The organism is Mycobacterium sp. NGS11 (genome assembly GCF_059813315.1).
Map to the genome: position 1 here is coordinate 57,178 of NZ_JCALEJ010000005.1, position 21,420 is coordinate 78,597.

20 protein-coding genes are annotated in these 21,420 nt (G+C 67.8%); 9 read left to right on the forward strand and 11 right to left on the reverse strand.

Annotation, left to right across the window (positions count from 1 at the left end; genetic code table 11):
* Positions 1-126: 126 nt before the first annotated feature.
* The 3 genes from AC5Y4T_RS08740 to AC5Y4T_RS08750 all read left to right on the forward strand — a co-directional run bounded on the left by AC5Y4T_RS08740 (position 127) and on the right by AC5Y4T_RS08750 (position 2,808).
* Complete coding sequence (locus tag AC5Y4T_RS08740) at positions 127-936, forward strand: polysaccharide deacetylase family protein (protein ID WP_499917496.1); 810 nt, start codon at positions 127-129, stop codon at positions 934-936.
* Positions 937-1,063: 127 nt separating this feature from the next.
* Complete coding sequence (locus AC5Y4T_RS08745; RefSeq protein ID WP_499952721.1) at positions 1,064-1,690, forward strand: TetR/AcrR family transcriptional regulator; 627 nt, start codon at positions 1,064-1,066, stop codon at positions 1,688-1,690.
* Positions 1,687-2,808, forward strand: a complete 1,122-nt coding sequence (locus tag AC5Y4T_RS08750) for a glycosyltransferase (protein ID WP_499952722.1) — start codon at positions 1,687-1,689, stop codon at positions 2,806-2,808. Before AC5Y4T_RS08745 ends, AC5Y4T_RS08750 begins: the two co-directional genes overlap by 4 nt.
* 39 nt (positions 2,809-2,847) lie before the next feature.
* Here the strand turns inward: AC5Y4T_RS08750 and AC5Y4T_RS08755 are convergent, their stop codons facing one another.
* Positions 2,848-3,456, reverse strand: coding sequence for a TetR/AcrR family transcriptional regulator (locus tag AC5Y4T_RS08755; RefSeq protein WP_499952723.1), 609 nt, complete (start codon positions 3,454-3,456; stop codon positions 2,848-2,850).
* 67 nt (positions 3,457-3,523) lie between these two features.
* Between AC5Y4T_RS08755 and AC5Y4T_RS08760 the strand changes: the two genes are divergently transcribed.
* The 3 genes from AC5Y4T_RS08760 (at position 3,524) to fadD1 (ending at position 7,187) form a co-directional block, all read left to right on the forward strand.
* A complete protein-coding gene (locus tag AC5Y4T_RS08760; protein ID WP_499952724.1) occupies positions 3,524-4,354 on the forward strand; it encodes an alpha/beta fold hydrolase in 831 nt (276 codons plus the stop codon).
* A gap of 59 nt (positions 4,355-4,413) precedes the next feature.
* The gene (locus tag AC5Y4T_RS08765) at positions 4,414-5,184 is read left to right on the forward strand and encodes an SDR family NAD(P)-dependent oxidoreductase (RefSeq protein ID WP_499952725.1); all 771 of its coding nucleotides are present in this window, start codon (positions 4,414-4,416) and stop codon (positions 5,182-5,184) included.
* 368 nt (positions 5,185-5,552) lie between these two features.
* A complete protein-coding gene (fadD1, locus tag AC5Y4T_RS08770; RefSeq protein ID WP_499952726.1) occupies positions 5,553-7,187 on the forward strand; it encodes a fatty-acid--CoA ligase FadD1 in 1,635 nt (544 codons plus the stop codon).
* Here fadD1 and AC5Y4T_RS08775 read toward each other — a convergent pair.
* From AC5Y4T_RS08775 to AC5Y4T_RS08800, 6 genes are read right to left on the reverse strand one after another with little or no spacing between them, the layout of a single operon-like run.
* On the reverse strand, positions 7,126-7,776 hold the full coding sequence (locus tag AC5Y4T_RS08775; protein WP_499952727.1) for a PadR family transcriptional regulator: 651 nt from the start codon (positions 7,774-7,776) through the stop codon (positions 7,126-7,128). The genes fadD1 and AC5Y4T_RS08775 overlap by 62 nt on opposite strands.
* Positions 7,773-8,207, reverse strand: coding sequence for a Zn-ribbon domain-containing OB-fold protein (locus AC5Y4T_RS08780; protein WP_499952728.1), 435 nt, complete (start codon positions 8,205-8,207; stop codon positions 7,773-7,775). The genes AC5Y4T_RS08775 and AC5Y4T_RS08780 overlap by 4 nt, the downstream gene beginning before the upstream one ends.
* On the reverse strand, positions 8,204-9,370 hold the full coding sequence (locus AC5Y4T_RS08785; protein ID WP_499952729.1) for a thiolase family protein: 1,167 nt from the start codon (positions 9,368-9,370) through the stop codon (positions 8,204-8,206). The genes AC5Y4T_RS08780 and AC5Y4T_RS08785 overlap by 4 nt, the downstream gene beginning before the upstream one ends.
* Positions 9,360-9,689: a hypothetical protein gene (locus AC5Y4T_RS08790; protein WP_499952730.1), complete on the reverse strand. Its 330-nt coding sequence runs from the start codon at positions 9,687-9,689 to the stop codon at positions 9,360-9,362. The genes AC5Y4T_RS08785 and AC5Y4T_RS08790 overlap by 11 nt, the downstream gene beginning before the upstream one ends.
* A gap of 1 nt (position 9,690) precedes the next feature.
* Positions 9,691-12,024 (reverse strand): CaiB/BaiF CoA-transferase family protein, encoded by a 2,334-nt coding sequence (locus AC5Y4T_RS08795; RefSeq protein ID WP_499952731.1) that lies wholly within the window; start codon positions 12,022-12,024, stop codon positions 9,691-9,693.
* A 2-nt stretch (positions 12,025-12,026) separates the two neighbouring features.
* Positions 12,027-13,385 (reverse strand): amidohydrolase family protein, encoded by a 1,359-nt coding sequence (locus AC5Y4T_RS08800; RefSeq protein WP_499952732.1) that lies wholly within the window; start codon positions 13,383-13,385, stop codon positions 12,027-12,029.
* Positions 13,386-13,658: 273 nt separating this feature from the next.
* Between AC5Y4T_RS08800 and AC5Y4T_RS08805 the strand changes: the two genes are divergently transcribed.
* Positions 13,659-14,636, forward strand: coding sequence for a LacI family DNA-binding transcriptional regulator (locus tag AC5Y4T_RS08805; protein ID WP_499952733.1), 978 nt, complete (start codon positions 13,659-13,661; stop codon positions 14,634-14,636).
* A 1-nt stretch (position 14,637) separates the two neighbouring features.
* Here AC5Y4T_RS08805 and AC5Y4T_RS08810 read toward each other — a convergent pair whose 3' ends face one another.
* The 3 genes from AC5Y4T_RS08810 to AC5Y4T_RS08820 are packed head-to-tail and all read right to left on the reverse strand — an operon-like array spanning position 14,638 to position 18,497.
* Positions 14,638-15,048, reverse strand: coding sequence for a Zn-ribbon domain-containing OB-fold protein (locus AC5Y4T_RS08810; RefSeq protein WP_499952734.1), 411 nt, complete (start codon positions 15,046-15,048; stop codon positions 14,638-14,640).
* Between the two features lie 3 nt (positions 15,049-15,051).
* Positions 15,052-16,260: a thiolase family protein gene (locus AC5Y4T_RS08815; RefSeq protein WP_499952735.1), complete on the reverse strand. Its 1,209-nt coding sequence runs from the start codon at positions 16,258-16,260 to the stop codon at positions 15,052-15,054.
* 8 nt (positions 16,261-16,268) lie between these two features.
* Positions 16,269-18,497: an acyl-CoA dehydrogenase family protein gene (locus AC5Y4T_RS08820; RefSeq protein ID WP_499952736.1), complete on the reverse strand. Its 2,229-nt coding sequence runs from the start codon at positions 18,495-18,497 to the stop codon at positions 16,269-16,271.
* Positions 18,498-18,662: 165 nt separating this feature from the next.
* Between AC5Y4T_RS08820 and AC5Y4T_RS08825 the strand changes: the two genes are divergently transcribed.
* A complete protein-coding gene (locus AC5Y4T_RS08825; protein ID WP_499952737.1) occupies positions 18,663-19,259 on the forward strand; it encodes a TetR/AcrR family transcriptional regulator in 597 nt (198 codons plus the stop codon).
* Between the two features lie 75 nt (positions 19,260-19,334).
* On the forward strand, positions 19,335-20,408 hold the full coding sequence (locus tag AC5Y4T_RS08830; RefSeq protein ID WP_499952738.1) for a DUF190 domain-containing protein: 1,074 nt from the start codon (positions 19,335-19,337) through the stop codon (positions 20,406-20,408).
* Positions 20,409-20,464: 56 nt separating this feature from the next.
* Here AC5Y4T_RS08830 and AC5Y4T_RS08835 read toward each other — a convergent pair whose 3' ends face one another.
* Positions 20,465-21,358 carry a fructose bisphosphate aldolase gene (locus AC5Y4T_RS08835; RefSeq protein ID WP_499947181.1) on the reverse strand — a complete coding sequence of 298 codons (894 nt, stop codon included), beginning with the start codon at positions 21,356-21,358 and terminating at the stop codon, positions 20,465-20,467.
* Positions 21,359-21,420: the final 62 nt, after the last annotated feature.

The window sequence follows — 21,420 nt, forward strand, 5'->3', positions numbered from 1 at the left end:
CAACGGCGGTTCCTGCGGGGATCGGCGTAATGCGCAGCGCGCGACAATAACCGGGCGACTATTCGGGCCGAATTCGCCATTTCTGTCACCGCGTGATCAGTTGATCGACGCGTTCGCTTGTCTGCCATGAACCGCCGCCAGTTCCTTGGATCGCTCGCCGCGTCAGTCGTCGCCGGCGTAGGCGCCGCGCGGCTCATCGTCGATCCGCAGCCCCGCACGTTTGCCCAAGCCCCCGCGGCCGACATACCGGCCTCCGGCCCGGCCGCCCCGCAGGCCCTGTTGCCGCCCCCGCCGCTCAGTGCCCGCATCCCGCTGCCCGGTGGCGGTGCCCTGATGAAAATCCCGGGCGAGGGCGACCTGCTCGCCCTGACCGTCGACGACGGCGTCAACAGCGAGGTGGTGCGCGCCTACACGCAGTTCGCCAAGGACACCGGCATACGGCTGACCTACTTCGTCAACGGGATCTACGACTCGTGGACCGAGAACCTGGACCTGCTTCGGCCATTGGTGGACAGCGGGCAGATCCAGCTCGGCAACCACACCTGGTCGCACCCGGACATGACCACGCTGACGAAAGAGCAAGTAGCCGAACAGCTCTCGCGCAATGACGCGTTTTTGAAGAATACCTACGGCATCGGCGCGAAGCCGTATTGGCGGCCGCCTTACGCGAAGCGCAACGCCACCGTGGACGCGGTGGCCGCCGACCTCGGTTACAAGGTCCCCACCCTGTGGTCGGGGTCGCTGTCGGACTCGACGTTGATCACCGAGGAGTACATCGTGCAGATGGCCGATCAGTACTTCACACCGCAGGCCATCGTCATCGGGCACCTCAACCATCTGCCGGTCACGCACGTCTATCCGCAGCTCGTCGACTTCATCCGCGATCGGAACCTGCGCACCGTCACGCTCAACGACGTCTTTCTCAAAACCCCGTAGCGGCGAGAGGCCGCGCACTTCCCGTCCGGCCTGTTGAGTTCGGCCGTTTCAGCCACGCGTCGCGATGCTGGTTCCCCAATCGTCCGCAAGTTGATGTCTATTGCGGGGGACATCAAATGGTGGTTTGATGTACATCATCATGGACACGAAATCGCGACGCTACGACATGCGAGCTCGCAAGGAGTCGACGGCGGCTACCCGCAACGCCATCGTGGAGGCGGCCATCGATGCGGTCGTAGCGGAACGCTCTCTGGGTATCACGCTGGGCACGGTCGCCGAGCGCGCCGGTGTCACGGTGAAGACGGTGCTTCGGCATTTCGGCAGCCGCGAATCGCTGATCGAGGCGGCGTATCTGGCTGTCCGCCAAGCCGTGCTGGCCGAAAGAGTCCCGCCACCGGGCGACCTTGAAACGGCGATGACGGTGCTGATCGAACACTACGAGGCGCGCGGGGACATGGTGCTCGGCCTGCTCGCCGAGGAAGATGACGATCCGCGAGCGCGGCTGATGTGCGAGGCGGGACGAACCCTGCATCGCGAGTGGGTGGAGGAAGTGTTCGGCACCGAGTTGCCCCTCGAACCCATCGAACGGGATCGGATCATCGATGCGCTGGTCGTGGCCACCGACGTATACGGCTGGAAGCTGCTTCGGCGCGACCGGGGTTTGACCGTCGCCGAGGTCCGCAACCGCATGCTGCTGATGATCGACGGCGTACTCACGGTGTCACAGGGCGCCGGCGCGCGGGCGGCGCCATGAAGGTTCTGTTCGTCGTATTCGACGGCGGCGGCAACATTCCGCCGGAGCTGGCGGTCGCCCGGGCGCTGCGCGCCCGCGGCGCCGAGGTTCGTTTCCTCGGTCACCACGGCGTGCGTCAGCGCGTTGAGGCCGACGGGTTCGGATTCGAGGCCTTCACGCCCGCAACACATTTCGATCCGACGGTGCAGCGGCCGCTGCTTGGCATGATGGCCAGCATGGTCCGGGTCGCGATGGACCGCCGGCTGGGCCGGGAGGCGGTGCGAGCCGCACGCCGGTACCACGCCGACGTGGTGGTGGTCGACGTGCTACTGACCGCGGCCATTTACGAGGTTGCGGCGCAAGGCTTCCCAACAGTGGTGTTCGGACATTACTTTCATCGGACCCTGCAAGACCTCGCCGCCGGCCCGATCGGATGGCTGCTGCGCCTCAAGGGCACCCCGGCCGACCACCTCGAGCGAACCGGCGCGCTCCACATCGTCACCGCCCGCGCCGAACTCGACCCGGTGCGGGGCGCGCCCGCGGTCCGACATGTCGGCGTTGTCTGGCAAGGCATTCCGGCTGCGGCGACCCCGCTGCCGGAGCCCCGGATTCTGGTCAGCCTGAGCACCGTCGCCTATGCGGGGCAGCGGCGCATGCTGCAAAGGATCCTCGACGCCATCGAACCCCTGCCCGTGCGCGCGACGGTAACGGTCGGACCTGCCATCAACTCAGCCGGGCTGCGCGTGCCGGCGAACTCGTCGCTGCACGCCTGGCTGGACCACGACGAGGTTCTGGCCACCGCCTCCCTGGTCGTCGGCCACGGCGGGCACAGCACGGCCATGCGGGCGCTGTCTTTTGGTGTGCCACTGGTGATCCTGCCCGCCAACACGCTGATCGACCAGCGTCGCGTTGGTGCCGCCATCGAACGCCTCGGTGCGGGGATCCTGCTGCGCAAACACGCTGACGTGCGGCGCATCCGTGCGGCGATCGGCAAGGTGTTGCAGGACCCGACCTACCGGGAAGCGGCTGCGCTCTTCGGGGCGGAGATCCGACGGCGCGACGGCGCCGAAGTGGCGGCCGATGCTATCAGCCAGTTCACCAAGGCGTCCGCGACTCATGCACTGCGGCAAGGGCATTGACAACCTACGCGATAGACTTTGGTTCATTGGCCACAGCCCTCACCGCGCGTCGAACATCGCGTCGATGAGCCGGTGCAACACCTGACCGATTTCTCGACGGGTCCGTTGCGGGTCGTCGGCGGTGGCTATCACCATCGCCGCCTCGTCGAGCGCACCGATCAGCACGTGCGCCAACGGCCGCACCGGCTGCTCGGCCAGTTCGCCGGCCCGAATGGCCTCGCTGAGCATCTGCTCGGTCATGCCGAGGCTGTATCGCTGTGCGACATCACGGAATTCGGCCCAGCCGAGCACGCTCGGCGCATCCAGCAGGATCAGCTGGCGCACCTCGGGATCGCCGGAAACCTCGAGCCATGCGTCGACCGCGGCCCTGACCGCCTCGGTCGGCGTGGCGGCCCCGGATTCGGCCACAACGACGGCCATCCGCGCCATCACATCCTGCTCGACGACTTCGACGACCTCGCGGAATAGCGCTGCCTTGTCGGCGAATTGGTGATACATCGCGCCCCGGGTGACCCCGGCCGCGGTGGCGATCTCCGGCGTGCCCACGTCGGCGTAGCCCCGCAGCCCCCACAGCTTGCGGGCAGCCGCAATCAGCGCGTCGCGGGTCGCCGCGGAGCGCTCTTCCTGGGTCCGTCTCTTGCTTTCCATACAACCTGTTGGTAACTTACGAACAGGCAGCCTGTTTGTAAGTGTATCTCTGAACTAGGAGTTTGCTATGTCGACGATCGACATTAGTGCCGGAACCATCCATTACGAAGCAACCGGACCCGAGGACGGCAGGCCGGTGGTCTTCGTGCACGGGTACATGATGGGCGGGCAGCTGTGGCGCCAAGTCAGCGAGCGCCTGGCCGCCCGTGGTTTGCGCTGCATCGCGCCGACCTGGCCGTTGGGCGCGCATCTGGAGCCGCTGCGCCGCGGCGCCGACCGGACCATCAGCGGTGTCGCCGGCATGGTCGCCGAGGTACTCGACGCGCTGGACCTGCGGGACGTGGTGCTGGTCGGCAATGACACCGGCGGCGTCGTCACCCAGCTGGTGGCCGTGCACCATCGCGAGCGGCTGGGTGCGCTGGTGCTCACGAGTTGCGATGCGTTCGAACACTTTCCGCCGCCAATCCTTAAGCCGGTCATTCTGGCGGCGAAGACCAAGCCGACCTTTCGGGCCGCCGCACAGGCCATGCGGCTGCCGGCGGCGCGCAAGCGCGCGTTCGACGGGCTGGCGCATCGCAACATCGACGCCCTCACCGAGGCCTGGGTGCAGCCGGGGCTCTCCGACCCGCGCATCGCCGAAGACCTGCGCCAGTTCACGCTTTCGATGCGCACCGAGGTGACCACGACGGTGGCGGCCCGGCTGTACGACTTCGACAAGCCGACGCTCATCGCGTGGTCGGCCGACGACGTGTTCTTCGAGCAGGAAGACGGGGCGAGGCTGGCCGCGACCATTCCCAACGCCCGCCTCGAAGTCATCGCGGGGGCCCGAACCTTTTCCATGGTCGATCAGCCGGACCGGCTCGCCGACTTGCTCTCGACGATCGCGGTCCGCGCCTGACCGACCGGCCGGCCCGACGCCACCGCGGCGGATCCCGCCGCTCGCGGTAGCGTCAACGCATGTCAGATTCGACGCCTCCCCTGCTCGGCCGGCGAATCCTGGTCACCGGCGGCGCCACCGGCATCGGCGCGGCCGCCGTCGAAGTCCTCACGGCGGCGGGAGCCCAGGTCGCGGCGACCTATCACCAGACACCACCGCCGGAGGGCCTCGCCGCCGAGTGGTTGCAGTGCGACGTGCGCGAGGCCGAGGCGGTCGCGGCGATGGTCGGTGCGGCCGCCCAGCGCTTCGGTGGTCTCGACGTGTTGGTGAACGCCGCGGGGTTGTGGCAGGCGGGCGTTCCCGGCTACATCGGCGCCGACGACATCTCGTTTCTGTTGGACACCAACATCAAGGCGACCATCCTCACCAACCAGGCCGCATACGCGGTGATGAAGGACCAGGAACCCAAGGGCGGGCGCATCATCAACTTCGGCTCCTCGGAAGCCGTGATGGGCAGCCCGATCTCGGCCGTCTACGCCGCGACCAAGGGCGCGGTGCAGGCGTGGACGCGATCGGCCGCCAAAGCCTGGGCCGCCGACAACATCACCGTCAACGCCCTTGCGCCCGCGGTGCAGACCGCCGGTGCCGACCGGCTGCGCGAGTTCCTCGGCCCGGACGCCGCGGCGCTGATCGACCAGCAGATGCAAATGATGATCCCGCTCGGCGGCACGTCGGGCGATCCCGCCCGCGACGTCGGTCCGATGCTGGTGTTCCTGGCCGGACCCGGCTCGGGTTTCATCACCGGCCAACTGCTGGCCGTGGATGGCGGGTTGATGATGGTGGGTGGATAGCGCGGCCGCGCATCAATTTTGGCCGTCGTCCTTCGGCGCTGGCGATCCGGCCTGGTACCGCCGGCCGGACAAGTCCGCCGATCGCGATTGTGAGAGTTCACGACGAAATTCCCGCGCGCGATTCCTGAGCAGGAGCAGCGACCTGTGCAACTCGAACAGCATGAGCCAATGATGGCCGTTCGACCTCAACGGCCTCGCGATACACGCGGTCCCCGAAACGGAATCGTGAGCGAAATAAGTATGAAAACTTCACAACACAGGGGTGGTGCAAGGCGGCAGGGTACTTACCGCGGCGCCGGGCCGCCCGCTACTATAAGACGGACCGTCTCGTCTCGTAGGGCGAGCGGAGTGAGGGTGGATCCAAACGGATGGCTGACGACACGATTCAAGCGCTGCTGCGCACCCGCTCATCCGATGCTGGAATCGCGGTGAAATACCGCGATATTCAATGGACTTGGCGTCAATACCTGACGGGCGCCGCCGCGCGGGCCGCCGCACTGTTGGCCGCCGCCGACCCGCAGCGGCCGATGCACATCGGCGCCCTGCTGGGAAACACGCCCGAGATGGTCAGCCAGATGGCGGCGGCGGGGCTGGGCGGCTACGTCCTGTGCGGCCTGAACACCACCCGGCGCGGTGAGGCGCTGGCGGCCGACGTTCGGCGCGCCGACTGCCAGTTTGTCGTCACCGACGCCGAACACCGGCCGCTGCTGGACGGCTTGGATCTCGGCGCAACGCAGATCCTCGACTCCTCGACGCCGCAGTGGAGCGAATTCGTCGACGCCGCAGGGGATCTGAAGCCGCACCGCGAGGTCACCGCGGCGGACGCCTTCATGATGATCTTCACCTCCGGGACGAGCGGAAACCCGAAGGCGGTGCAGGTATCCCACCTCATGGCGACGTTCGCCGGTCTCAATCTGGTCCAGCGTTTCGCCCTCACCGAACGCGACACCTGCTACGTCTCGATGCCGCTGTTTCACTCCAACGCCGTCGTCGCCGGATGGGCGCCCGCGGTGTGCTCCGGTGCCGCGATGGTGCCGGCGAAGTTCTCGGCGAGCAGTTTCCTCGACGACATCCGCCGCTACGGCGCTACCTACATGAACTACGTCGGCAAGCCGCTGGCCTACATCCTGGCCACCGCGGAACGCGACGACGACGCCGACAACCCCCTGCGGGTGGCCTTCGGTAACGAGGCCAACGACAAGGACATCGACGAATTCGGCCGCCGCTTCGGTGTGCAGGTCGAGGACGGCTTCGGCTCCACAGAGAATGCCGTCATCGTGATCCGCGAGGAAGGCACCCCCAAGGGATCCATCGGCAAGGGCATGGACGGCATCGCGATCTACCACAGCGACACCGTGACCGAATGTGCGGTGGCCCGGTTCGACGCCGACGGGGCGCTTGCCAACCCCGACGAGGCGATCGGCGAGCTGGTCAACACGGCGGGCTCGGGTTTCTTCACCGGTTATTACAACGATCCGGACGCTAACGCCGAACGTATGCGCCACGGCATGTACTGGTCCGGCGACCTGGCCTACCGCGACGCCGACGGCTGGATTTACCTTGCCGGGCGCACGGCCGACTGGATGCGGGTGGACGGCGAGAACCTGGCCGCCGCCCCCATCGAGCGAATCCTGTTGCGTCACGGCGCTATCAGCCGTGTCGCCGTGTACGCCGTCGCGGACGACCACGTCGGCGACCAGGTGATGGCAGCGATCGTCCTCAACGACGGCCAGAGGATCGCACCCGCCGAATTCGAAGCGTTCCTGGACGCACAGCCCGACCTGTCCCCGAAGGCGCGCCCGCGCTACGTCCGCATCGCCCCCGACCTGCCCAGCACCGCAACGCACAAGGTGCTCAAGCGCCAGCTGATCGCTCAGGGAACGGACGTCGGGGCGGACGAGGTGCTGTGGGAGCGCGAACCCCGGGGCACGGCCTACGCGGCTACCCCGGGTTCCTCGGTGCCCGGCGGCGGATCTGGCCCTTCGACCGTCGCACCCGTTTGACCGGGTCTCGGGCTGTGCCGCCGGCGATCTCGTCGCGCAGTTGCGAGATGTTGGAGATCTCCGCGTACAGCCCGCGAATCGCGTAGTCCAACACGGCAAAGGAGTAGCGCTGCTCGGGGTCGTTCGTGATGCCGAGATCGACCGACCGCTGCCGCGACCACAGTGCCTCGTCCAGCCGGGCCCGGGTCGCGTCGAGGTGGCGCTCCAGGGTGTCGAGGACGTGTTCGGGGTCCTGGCCGCGGGCCAGCCAGGTCTTCAGGATGACCGGATGCTTGATGACCACCTGGTCCTGGCCCGGGAAGTGCTGGACCCAGCGACGCAGCGCGTCGAGGCCGGCATCGGTGGTCTCGTACAAGGTGATCGCACGCTTGCCGGATTGCGCGCCGGTCTCGCTGACCATCCCCCGCTGCAGCAGACGGGTCAGTTCGCGCCGCACGTGACTGACCGACGGGGACCAATAGAAGTGACCGACCGACAGTTCCGCGCGCATCTTGATCTCGCCGGCGGTGAGTCGCTCGTCGTTGGCCGCCAGCACCCCCAGCACCAGGTAGGCCGTGACCGGCAGGCCGTTAGCGGTCCTGGGGCTCACGAGCTGTCCGTCTGCGCGCCGGTGAAGTAGGGCAGCATCACGTCGGGCCCGGTGGCGTGGAACTCCACGCGCACCCGCAGGCCTACCTCGAGATCCTCGGGCGCCACGCCGACGACATTGGTCAGCATCTGGTAGCCCTCGTCCAGGGTGATGATGGCCGGGGCGTAGGGCGGCTCGAATTCCGCTGTGACCGGCCGATATACGACGGTCCAGCTGTAAATTTCGCCACGCCCGCTGCCCCGCTGCCAGCTGATGTCCTCCGAAAGGCACTGGCGGCAATGCTCGGTCGGCGGGAAGTTCGCCGATCCGCAAGCCGCGCAGCGCTGGTAGCGCAGCTCGTGGGACCGGCATCCCTCCCAGAACGGGCCGCTGACGTGGCTGCTCGCGTGCGGGACGGGTCCGGTCTGAGGCCGCAACGGGTCGGAGGTCATCGTGGTTCGTCTCCCAGGATCAGCACGGTCGTGAACAGGGCCCCCGCTCCCCCGTTGCTGCACAACGCGACATGGGCGTCGGGGACCTGAAGGTCGCCGGCTTGCCCGCGCAGCTGTTGCACCGCGCGGATCGCGCGCTGCATCATCTGCGGGTTGGCTCCCGCGTGGCTGAACGACATGGTCCCCCCGTCGGTGGTGATCGGATGGCTGCCGTCGATGCCGATATGACCATCGGCGACGAACGGGCCGCCCTCGCCGTCCCCGCACAACCCGAAAGCCTCGAGTTGACGGATGATTTCGAAGGAGAACGGATCGTAGAGTTCCAGCACGTCGACGTCGTCGCGGCGCAGCCCGGCGTGGTTGAACGCGCACTCCGCGGCGCGCCGGCCCACTACACCGTTGAGGTGATCCCCGCGCCGGCCGGCGAGGTCGTACGCGGGCGGATGCTGGTAGGACGGGCCGTGGAAGTCCGCGCCGCTGCCGAGCACGTAGATCGGTTGGCCCGCAACGTCGACGGCATCGATGTTGGCCACGACCAAAGCACACCCACCCTCGGAGGTGGTGGCGCAGTCCAGCAGATGGAACGGGTCGGCGATGGGCCGGGACGCGGTGATGTCCTCCGGGCTGAACGGCCCACGGTCGTAGTACACGGCCTCGGGGTTGCGCGAGCCGTTGTTGCGAATGGTGGCCGCCACCATCGAAAGTTGTTCGCGCGTCGTGCCATAGACATGCATGTGACGCCGCGCGATGAGTGCGAACTCGGCGGTGGTGAACATGCCCCAGGGGGCGACGAATTCGTTTTCGGGCCGGGTCCAGGGCGCGGTGGCCTCGTGATCCCGGTACTCGCCGGCCTGGGCCGCGACCAGCACCACCACGTCGGCCATGCCGTGCTCGATGGCGGTGACGGCTTCGGTGATCATACCGACGCCGAAAGCCAGGCCCTGCCAGGCCGGCCCGATCCGCAGGTCATAGATAAGCGACGTCGAGTGCGGGCTCGCGCTGATGCCGTCGACGTCGTCGAGGGTCAGGCCCGCATCGTCCAACGCGCCAACAATCGCCTTGATCGCCAGGCCGCGCGAGGTTTCGCCGTCCAGGCGGCGTCCCTGCCGGGTGTTGTGCACGCCGACGATCGCCGCGGTGCGCGTGGTCGGGCTAGTTCTCATCCGCGACAACTCCCAAATACGTTCCCATGACGTCGTATTCACGCCCGCCGCGCGTGATGGTCCCGATCGTCGTGGCCCGTGAGTTGGCGGGCACAGCGCCCGGCTCCATGACATCGATTCGCACGTCCACCGGCCGTGCCGTCTGCGGGTCGGTGACCTCGACGACCATCGCGACCGCATGCTCGTCGTCGTCCCATTCGACGCTGGTGATGCGGTGCCGTGCCGTCAGCTCCATCACCACGGAGTCCTGACGCACCAAGAATCGCACCGGCGCACACAGCTCCCCGGCCCGGGGCGGCACGCACAGACTGACCGCCATGTCACAGTCCCGCCGGCCGGGCGCTGATGGTTCCCGACCGCCGCAAGGCCGCCAGGTCGTCCCGGTCGTGCCCGAGGACCTCGGTCAGCACCTCATCGGTGTGCTGGCCATAGAGCGGCGGCACCCGCCGGATCCAGCGCCGCGGCCTGCCGAGGAACGCGAAAGGCATTCCGGTGCACAGGAACGAGCCCGCTACGGGATGGTCGACCGTCTCCCAGAAGCCGCGGGCCCGCAGCTGCGGATCGGTGAGCAGCGCCGCGGCCGGTGTGACCCGTGCGGCGGCCAAACCGGCCCCGCGCAGCGCCTCGACCGCCTCGGACACCGATTGCCCCGCGGCCCAGGCGGAGACCAGTTTGTCGACGTCGTCCGCCCGTTCCGCCCAGCCGGATTCCCCCAGCGCGGGCTGGCCGAGCAGGCCGGCCAGCGACGCCCGGGCGGCGCCGTCCAAAGCCGCCAGCGCAACCCACTCGTCCTCACCGCGGCATCGATAGACACCCTGGGGGCTGGCACCCGGCCCACGATTCCCATTGCGGCGCATCGCGATTCCGTTGCGCGAGTACTCGACCAGCATTTCGGCCGCCACATTCAGCGCGGCCTCGACCATGGTCGATTCCACCTGCATTCCGTTGCCGTGGCGGTCGCGGATCGCCAGCGCCGCGACGGCGGCGAAGGCGGCGTGCAGGCCGGCGATCGGGTCGCACACCCCGCGCGGGATCACCGGAGGGCCGTCGGCGTGCCCGGTCATCCACGCCATGCCGGTCGCCTGTTCCATCGTCTGCGCGAAGCCGACCCGGTCGCGCCACGGGCCGTCGAGGCCGAACGCGGGCATCCGGACCATGATCGCCCGCGGGTTGGCCGCGCGCACCGCATCCCATTCCAGACCGAAGTTCGCCATCACCCGGGGGGAGAAGTTCTCGACGACGAGGTCGCTCGCGGCGATGAGCCCGAGCGCGAGCTGTCGTCCAGCCTCGGTGCCGAGTTCGACGCTGACGCCCCGCTTGTTGTTGTTGCTGCACAAGAACACCGGGCCCCATTCCCACCATTGGTCCCAGTCGGGCGGGCGGCCCGCGGAGAACCGCATGCCGTCGGGTCGGCGCACGCCCTCGATCTTGATGACGTCGGCGCCCAGGGCGCCCAAGAGTTGGGTGGCGACCGGCCCGGCCCAGAAGGCGGTGAAGTCGGTGACCCGGACGCCGGACAACGGCAGCGCGTCGGCGTCGTCGCCACACGGCGACTCGGGGCGCGCAGGCCACCGCACGCGTCCGGTGTCGCCGCCGAGTGGCGGCGGTTCCGCGGGCGCGCCGGTCGCCATCGCGTCGCTGCGATACGGCACCCGCGGCGCCAGCACCCCGGACGGTGATTCGACGAACACGCCGCGTTCCACGAAGTGGTCGATCTTGGGAAGCATCTCGGGAGTCGCGATGGGCGCCACCGGAATTCGAAATGCCACCGCGAGGTCGACGATCTCTTCGGTGGTCCGGCGCCCGGTCCATTCGGTGACCATCCGCAGGAACTCGTCGCGGCGCTCCACCCGCCCGGTGAACGACGCCAGCTCGGCGTCGCCGACGAGATCCGCGCGTTCGATCATCACCAAGAAGTCCTGGAACTGCTGGGCGGTGATGGTGCAGAACCCGACCATGCCGTCGGCCGTCGGAACGATCGAGGGCAGCTCCAAACTGCGTTCGTGCAGCAGCGAATCGGCGCCCAACACGCTGGCCGACATGGCGGACAGGCCACCCATGGCGATCGCCATGGCCTCGTACGTCGAGACGTCGATGACCTGACCGCGGCCGCTTCGGGCCGCGTGCCGGACGGTGGCCGCAGCCACCGCCGCCGCGAACGTCCCCGCCAGCCACTCACCGAGCCGGCCACCCGCTTGGACGGGTTCGTCGTCGGGCCAACCGCGACCGGCGATCGATCCGCACAGCGCTTGGAGGATGAATTCGTTGGCGATGACCTGGTTTTCGACATAGGGGCCGGTGGTGCCAAACGGTGTGACGGCGACCACGACGGCCGACGCGGCGGTGTGTGCGCTGATGGCGTCGAGCGTCCATCCGTCGGTGAGGTCGGTGACTATCAGGTCGGCGCCGGCCAGCAGCGATGCGACCTCGGCCTGGCCGTGATTGACGACGGACTTCTTACCGGCGGCCAGATAGCCGAACAACGCCCCGGGCGGCCCGCCGGCCGACCAGTCGCGCATCGAATCACCCCGCGGCGCTTCAATTTTCACGACCTCGGCCCCGGCGTCGACGAACATCTTGCCGCAGTATGACGCCGCCAGGCCGTTGCACAACTCCAGCACGCGCCAGTCCGCGAAGGGCGCCTCGGCTCCCACGCTCAGTTGCCCAGGGTGGTGGCGCGACGCCGGGCGGATCGCCCGGAAATATCGGGAGCCTCGACCGTCACCGATGCCTGCGCCTGCAGGGCGAACTGGGTCATCCGCGTCCAGGCGTCACGGTCACGTTGACTTGCCTTGCGGCCGACGTGGGTGACCACGTCGACGTCGCTGGCCTGCGCGCGCAGGTAGCCGGCGCGCGCATGCTCCTTCGGGATGAATCGGAACGGGTCGAAGGAGTATGCGGCCATGGCGTTTTGGTGGGTGATCTTGTCGATGACCGAGTCGTCGAGGTGGCCCATGGTGGCGACGATGTCCTCCGGCGCGAAGGGCCAGTTGCTGTCGGAGTGGGGGAAGTCGGACTCCCAGCACAGCATGTCCTCGTTGAACCAATCCATGTTCCGCACACCGACTTTGTCGCTGATGAAGCAGGTGTAGAAGTGCCGCTTGAACACGTCGGTGGGTCCGTCATAGCCGGGTGGGAAGGTCGCCAGCGTCCAGCCCGAGTGCCGGTTGTAGACGTGCTCAGCCCGCCAGAGGAAGTACGGGATCCAGCCGACGTCGCCCTCGGTCAGCGAGAACTTCAGTTGCGGGAAGTCGGCCCAGAACTGCGCCCAGATCAGCTCGGTGAAAGTGAACATGCTCATCATCGACGAGGCGGTCATCTGCACGCTGGGCGGGGCGTCGGTCGACACCTGCGGAGACCGCGACGCCGAGCCGACATGGGTGCACAGCACCGTGTCGTTTTCGCAAACGGCCTCGAACAGCGGGTACCAGTACGTGGTGTGGATGCTGGGCATCTCCAGCGCCTCTGGGTTCTCGGAGAACGTTACGGCGTGACAACCCTTGTCGGCCAGCCGTTTCACCTCCTTGGCGGCCTCGGCCACGTCGAACAGCGGCAGGATGCCGCACGGGATGAACCGGCCCGGGTAGGCCCCGCACCATTCGTCGACGTGCCAGTCGTTGTAGGCCTTGATCATCACCAGGTTCGTTTCGCGGTCGGGGCCCTGGTTGAGCACCTGACCGGAGAAGCCGGTGAAGTTCGGGAAGTTCAACCCCGCCAGCTGGCCGCCGGCGTTCATGTCCCGCACCCGCTCGTCCACGTTGAAGCAGCCCGGCCGCATCTCGTCGTAGCGTGAGGCGTCGATGTTGTACATCTCGCGCGGTTTCCCCGCGACGGCATTGAGACCCATGTTGCGTCCCCGGATCTCGCCGTAGTACCACTGCTGGACGCCGTCCGGCTCGAGGACCACCCGGGGCGCGCGATCCCGGTATGCGTCGGGAACGTGCGCGTCGAACATGTCGGCCGGCTCGGCGATGTGATCGTCCACGCTGATCAGGATCAGATCGTGCTTGTTCATGCCGCGCTCCTCGGTCGCCGGTTATCGACTAGTAGACAATGTCGTGTATCACAGTGTCAACGTCGGTCGCGGTGCGCTGACGAGCTAAACCACTGGAGCGCAACGGTGCAGGTGCGCGCAGCCGTCCAGCCCGGAATCTCGCGCCCAGGCCGCAGTAGTGACTATTAGTCCTTGGGAGCTGCCGCGGCACGAACGCCCAGTGCGATATGGCGCGATACCTCTGCGCGTCGCGTGCCACCATGGGGCATGACCGGGCCCGGAAGGTAACGGAAGTTGAGCACCAACAAAGCTGCGCGTCCGACCACCGCCGACGTGGCCCGGTTGGCCAGCGTGTCGACCGCCACGGTGAGTTATGTGCTGAACAACGCGCGGGGCCGCCGCATCTCGCCGGAAACCCGCGACGCGGTGTACCGCGCGGCCAAACTTTTGGGCTATCGGCCCAACCTCGCCGCCCGTAACCTGGCGCGCGGCAAAAGCGGTGTGGTGCTCTACGTGGTGCCCCACGTGGCCGTGGGCGAGATGCCGATGCAGGCCGGCAGCCGGATGACCACCGCGCTGGCCCGCGAGGGTTTCCTGCAGGTGCAGATTTTCGAAACCGACGACGACCAGCACGTGGTCGACGCGATCGAGAATCTCGACCCCGTCGCGATCACCAGCCTGTTCCCCCTGAGCGCAGCCGCACGCCAAGCGGTGACCAACGCGGGCATTCCCCACATCGAGATCGGAACACTGCCCGCGCTCAAGGACCCGCATCTGTCCGTGGGCGAGATGCGGGTCGATCACCTGGTCGAGCGCGGACACCGCCGAATCGCGTTCGCCTACACCGGGATTGCCCGATGGCGTCCGCTGGGTGACTACTGGTTCGAGGGTGTTTCGCGGGCGGCGCAGATGCGCGACCTCCCCGCGGTGCGGGTCGACGCGGTCACCCTGGACAACGCCGCCGACGTCGTCACCGGCTGGGTGCGCGACGGGGTCACCGCCGTGTGCGCGCAGAGCGACGAGATCGCCTGCCTCGTCCTGTACGGCATCCATCAGGCACGCCTGCGCTGTCCCGGCGACCTCGCGGTGATGGGCGTCGACGCCAGCCCGATGGGCGTCGTGAGCACACCGCCGCTGACCACCGTGCAATTCGATCCCTGCGCGGTTGCCGACGCCGCGCTTGCCGCCGTCTTCGAGCGGCTGGGTCACCCCGCGCCCCCGTCTCCCGAGCTGACCGACATCGCTCGCCTGGTGGTGCGGTCGTCGACCTAGATCAATCCGCGGGCTCGTAACGCAGCAGCGTGACGTCGTGTTCGGGGTAGTCGCAGAACACCGGCTTCACCCGCATTCCGACCCGGATGGCATTCGGCTCGACGTTGACCAGTTCGGTGGAAAACCTTGGGCCCTCGTCCCATTCGACGATGGCGAGCAGCTGGGGCACGGCATCGGCGAAATGCGGGCTGACCGGCCGGTGGGCCACCGTGTAGGAGTACAGGGTGCCCATTCCGGAGATCTCGCGCCACTCCAGGTCGTCGGCCAGGGTGCGCGGCGCGCGCACCCGCGGATAGAACACGTAGGACTGTAGCGACGGCGAGTACTGAATGACGATGCGATGCTCACCCAGCGCATCCCAAAACGGTGCGCTGGTAGGCGTTTTCACCGGCATCGGTCGTTCGAACGTCATCTGTCAGTCCCCTTGCAGAATCAGGGTGGTCTGCTCGGACAGGATGCCGCCGTTGCCGGACACGAAGGCCCGGTTGCAGTCGGTGACCTGCGCGGCCCCCGCGCGGCCCATGATCTGGCGGGTGGCGTCGCACACGTGGTGCATCCCGCCGGCCAAACCCGCCTGACCGAAGCCCAGTTGCCCGCCGGCCGTATTGAGGGGGAAGTCGCCGCGGAAGGTCATGTCGTGGTTGGCGACGAATTCCATGCCCTTGCCCTTCTCGCAGAAGCCGGCGTCCTCTAGCGAGAGCAGGACGGTGATGGTGTAGCAGTCGTAGATGGAGACCATGTCCATCTGTTCACGACTCAGGCCGGTCATGGCGAACGCGGTGTCCGCCGCGGCGGCGATCGGGGTATTGAGCAGGTCCTCGGCGTACGTCGGGGTCTTGAACGGCACGTGTTCGCCGAATCCCTTGATCCACACCGGGCGATGACGCGACCGCTTGGCGAGGTCCGCGCTCGCGACGACGACCGCGGCGCCGCCGACGCAGGGCATGACGATCTCGAGCATGTGCAGCGGGTCGGCGATGACCGGAGTGGCCAGCACATCCTCGACGGTCAGCGGCTTGTCCTTCCAGATCGCGCCGTCGGTGTGGTTGGCGTTGGTGCGTGTGTCGACGACGATCTTGGCCATCGCGCGCTCGTCGTAGCCGTGCACCGCGGCATAGCGCTGGGCCACCTGGCCGTATGGCCCGTTCTGGCCGAGGTTGCCGTAGGGTATCTCGAATTCCGCTTGGGGAGAGCCGTATTGGTTGCTCGACGAGCCGAAGTACAGCGCGTCGCCGTAGGCTTTGGGCTTCTTCGGCGACATCGGCGTGATGTAGCGGGCCGGCAGCGCGCACAGCACCGCGTCGCAGATCCCCAATTCGATGGCCGCGGCGGCTCGCCACACCATGGCGGCCGCGCTGGCCCCGCCCAGGTCGACGTGCTCGGCGAATCGTGCACCCACGCCCAGGTATTCGGCGATCGTGGAGGGGACGAAGATCTCCGACTCGGCAAGGTGTGAGGCGACGATCCCGTTGACGACGTCGCCGGGCAGGCCCGCATCCTCGAGCGCGGCGGCGCTCAGCTCCGCCCATTGTTCGAGGACGAACGGCGCGGACGAGGCCTTATTGAGCCGCTCGGGCGGCAGCTCGACGTATCCGACGATCGCGGCTTCTCCACGCAATCCCATGCTGTGCCTTACTTTCGGGGTAGGCCGAGGATCATCTGCGCGATGATGTTCAGCTGGATCTCCCTGGTTCCACCGCCGATCAGCTCGGCCGGCAGGTGCAGATAGGGTTCCACGACGGCCGCGTCGGGGTCGTCGACCATCCCGACCTGCCCGGTCAACTGCAGCGTGGCGGCAAAGGTGCGGCGCAACAGCACGTTCATCGCCACCTTGGCGATGCTGGACGCCGGACCGGACGCCTGGCCGTCGAGCAGCCGAATGGTTTCGCGGACCCCGAGCGCCCTGATCGCGTTGGTGTAGGCGTCGAGCTCGCCGAGCTCACGCAACGCGTCCTCACGGTCGGGCCCGGGTTGAGCGGCGAGCCGGCGCAGGGCGACCGCCCGGTCGAACTTGACGTATCCCCCGATGGCGGAACGCTCTTCGGCCATCGTGGCGATCGCCAGGCTCCAACCGTCGGTCGGCGCGCCCAACAGCATCTCGTCGGGAATGAAGACGTCGTTGAGGAACACCTCGTTGAAGTGTGCCTGCCCGGTCGCCGTCTTGATCGGTTGGATCTGAACCCCGGGGGATCGCATGTCGAGGATGAAATAGCCGATGCCGCGGTGCTTGCTGGCCTCGGGGTCGGTGCGCGCGAGAAGCGCACCGAGGTCGGCGTACTGCGCCAGCGATGTCCAGATCTTGTGGCCGTTGATCCGCCAGCCGCCGTCAACCTTGGTCGCCCGCGTGGCCAGCGACGCGAGGTCGGAGCCCGCTCCCGGCTCGCTGAACAGCTGGCACCAGTGAATCTCGCCGCGTTGGGTCGGCGGAATCATCTTTTCCTGCAGGTCTTTTGGTGCGGCAGCCATCACCGAGGGCAGGATCCACTCGGCGATGTTCAGCGATGGTCGGACCAGCCCGGGCCGCTTGGCGAACTCCTCGTCGATGATGAGCTGTTTCAACGGATCCGCCCCGACGCCCCAGGGTGCCGGCCAGTGCGGCGCCATCAGGCCCGCGTCGGCGATCAACGTGCGCTGGGGTCCGGAGGCCTGGTCCGCGTAGTCGCCGTGCGGCGCGGGTGTGTCGTTGCGCAATTGCATTGCCGCATCCAGCGTCTCGGCGACCCAGGCACGGAACTCGGATTCCGCGTCGCCGAGGTTCACCGACATGTCGCGCGTCTGGGTGCAGGTGAGCTCGCCCAGCCGTCGCGCCCAGCGGTTCGCCGGACCAATCGATCCCGCCAGACTGATCGCCCGCCGCCAGTACAGGTGCACGTCGTGTTCCCAGGTGAAGCCGATGGCGCCGAGCATCGTCAGGGCGTCGAGCACCAAATCCGGGACCGGCGAGATCGCGATGACGGCCGCGCCGGCGGCGGCGATTCGGTGCTGGTCGAGTGGTTCGTCCACGGCGCGTACCGCGTCCCAGGCGGCCGCGGTGGCCAGCTCGCTGTTCACCAAAAGCATTGCCGCGTTGTGCTGCAGGGCTTGGAAGGTACCGATCACCTTGCCGAATTGCTCCCGGCTGCGCAGATGCGCGGTGACAGCCTGCACGCACCACTGGACGATGCCGGCGGTCATGGTGGCGACGAGTCCGACGACCACACAGCGTGCCCGCTCCGGGTCGATGCCGCTGAGCAGATCGGCCTCCGGCGCCCGGTAGTCCGCGAGGCGCAGGATCCCGACGTCGCCGACAAGATCGGTGCCGGCAATGGCTTCGACTGTGGCCGTGGGCCGTTCGCGGTCGACGAGCGCCCAGACGATTGCGGCGTCCTGGGTCCGGGCGCCGACCAGGATGACCCGTGCCGCGCAGACGCCCGGGGTTACCTGTGACGCGCCGCTGATCACCCAGTGCCCGTCCTCGGCGCGGGCCTGCAGACCGCCGTCGTCGTCGGGTAACACCACCGCCGCGGTGCTGCCGGACGCGAGGTCGCGCAGGAACGACTCTGCGCTCGGCGTCGAGTCGGCCAGTAGCCCGACGGCTCCGGCGGCGACCGTCGGCAGCAGCGGTCCGGGCAACAACGACTTGCCCGCCGCTTCGAGAACGCACGCGGCATCGATCGGCCGTCCACCCTGGCCGCCGAGGTCTTCGGGCAGATGCACCGCATGAAAACCGTTGGCAACCAGCGCATCCCACCATCTCGGCACGCGTCCTGCGGCAAGGTCGTCGAAGCTGTCACGCGTCGCGGCAATCGGAGCGTTCCGGGCGGCGAATTGGCCCACGGCGTCGCTGAGGTCCTGCTGCTCCGGGCTCAGTCCCAGGGTCACGAGGACGGCCCAGAGGTAACTGGCGTTGGCCGCACGGACTGCTATCCTTTCGTTACAAGACGGACCGTCTCGTCTTGTGGAAGAGTACCGGCGCGAGTCAGGATATGTAAAGCGCGCCCGATTACCGGCTTTCGATCTTCAGTTCGCAGAAGCGAGGACCACCAGATGCCAACCGATCTGAGCGCGGCGAACGCGCAAGCGACTTCGCCGAGGAGGCGCAGCGAGAAGTCCCGCACAGCGATCGTCACCGCCACCCGGGAACTGCTCCTCGAGCGCGGCTTCGACGGGCTGACCATCGAGGCGGTCGCCGCGCGCGCCAGTGTCGGCAAGCAGACCATCTACCGCTGGTGGCCCACCCGCCCCGCGCTGGTCGCCGACGTCATGCTGGAAGACGCCGACAAGCTGATCGCGTCGGTCAACCACAGCGGCAACCTCAGCGCCGATCTGGTCGGCTGGGTGGGCAAGCTGTTCACAAGCCTGACGACGCCGCGGGGTGCGGCCATGCTGCGCACGCTGACCGTTGCCTGCATGGAGCATGAGGACACCGCCGTCAAACTGCGCGCCGGTTTCAGTGCGCCGCTGCACGACAGCGTGCGGGCCCGGCTGCTGGCCGACGACGTCAGCGAGGCCACCGCCGAGTCGGCGGCGGACGCGATCGTCGGCGGGGTGGTGTATCCGATTCTCTCCGGCGCGCAGCCCTACTCGCGACGGCGAGCCGAACGGACCACCCGGCTCATCGTGGACGCCCTCACCGGAACCTGACGCAGTCCGTCGAACACGCTGCGGCGGTTGACGTCTGCGAACGGGTAGGCTGCCGGCAAGGCGACGGGAGCGGCGATGGACGACGATTGCCTGAAGCTCACCACCTATCTGGCCGAGCGTAGGCGGACCGGGGACAGCTTCGTCTCCGATGTCCTGCTCGGCCTGTACGCAGAGCACCGGATCGCTTGCGGCGTCCTGCTGCGGGGCATCGGCGGATTCGGCACCGGTCACCATTTGCGCACCGACGAGTCGTTGACGTTGTCCGAGGACCCGCCGGTGGCGATCATCGCGGTGGACACGAGAACGAAGATCGAGGCCCTGCTCCAACCGGTGCTCGCCGTCAAGCAGCGCGGCCTGGTCACCCTGGAGCGCGCCCGGTTGCTCTACGACAACGTCGGGGCGCCGCAGCCGGCCGAGGACCTGGGCGACGCCGTCAAGATGACGATCTACGTCGGCCGCAAGCAACGCGTCAACGGCTCACCGGCATACATCGCCCTCTGCGATTTGATGCACCGGCGTGGGCTCGCAGGCGCCACGGTGCTGCTCGGGGTGGACGGTGTCACGCACGGAAAGCGCCAGCGCGCCAGCTTCTTTGGCCGCAACGCCGACGTCCCGATGATGATCGTCGCCGTCGGATCCGGCGGGCTGATCGGTCGCGTGTTACCGGAGATCGGCGAACTGCTACGCAGGCCCCTGATCACCCTCGAACGGGTCCGGGTGTGTAAACGTGACGGCCAGTTCCTGGAGCGGCCGCACGCCCTACCGGGCGTCGACGAGCGCGGCTTGCCGCTGTTCCAGCAGCTGACGATCTACACCTCCGAGTCGGCACACCACGGCGGTGTGCCGATCCACCGCGGGATCGTTCAGCGGCTGCGCCGGGCCAGAACCACGGACGGCGCGACGGTGCTGCGCGGCGTCTGGGGCTTCCACGGCGAACGCCCGCCCCACGGCGATGGACTGCTCTCGCTGACCCGCCGGGTGCCCGTCGTCACCATCGTGATCGACACCCCGGCCAATATCGCCGAATCCTTCGGCGTCATCGACGAATTGACGTGCGACGAGGGCTTGGTGACCAGTGAAATGGTGCCCGCTCTGGTCTCCGACGAAGGCGGCACCGGGCCACCGCGCATGGCCCGGCACCGCTATTAGCGGCGATCGCAAGCGCGGCGAAGCCGGGCGCAGCGGGTCGCCGCCATCGGGATAGCTCAGCCGGCGACGGAGGCGTCGTAGATCGACTGAATCGCCTTGTCCAACGTCGCGTTGAACTGCTCGTCGGACTGGTCGACGGTCAGGCCCTCGGTCAGGGCGCGGCTGAAGCTGGCGATCAAGCCGGTATTCTTCGCCAACAGCTCGTTGGCTTCCTCGCGGGAGTAGCCGCCGGAAAGGGCCACCACCCGCATCACCTTCGGGTGCTCGATCAGGGGGCGGTAGAAGTTCACCTCGGTGGGCAGGCTCAGCTTGAGCATCACGCGCTGGCCCTCGGGCACCGCGTCGAGTTGCTTGGTGATCTCGTCGCGCAGGATGCCTTCGGCCTCGGCTTTGTCGGATATCGAGATGGTCACCTCGGGTTCGATGATGGGCACCAGGCCGTGCGAGAGCACCTGGTGGCCGAGCTCGAACTGCTGCGCGACCACGGCCGCGATGCCCTTGGCGTTGGCGCCGCCGATCACCGAGCGCTCCTTGGTGCCGAAGACGCCCAGGCCGGCGGCCCGGTCCAGCAGCTCGTCGAGGCCCGGGATCGGCTTCATCAGCTGAACGTCGTCGGACGAGTCCGCCAGACCTTTGTCGATCTTGAGGATGGGCACCACGCCCTTGGTCTCCCACAGGTACGTGGTTGACGGCTTGCCCGCGATCTCACGGTCCATGGTCTGCTCGAACAGGATGGCCGCCAGCACGCGGTCCCCGGTGAACGCCGGTGATGTGATGATCCGCGAGCGCATCTGGTGAATGAGGTCGAACATCTCCTTCTCGGAGGAGTACTCGTTTTCCTCGATGCCGTACAGGCGCAGCGCCTTGGGCGTCGAACCGCCGCTCTGGTCGAGCGCCGCGATGAAGCCCTTCCCCGACGTCATCCGTTCCGCTTGCTGCTGGTTCGACATTGAACTCTCCCGCTTCCTCATGGCCCTCGCGGCCGCCGCACGCCCGGCCCGTGCCCGCGCGC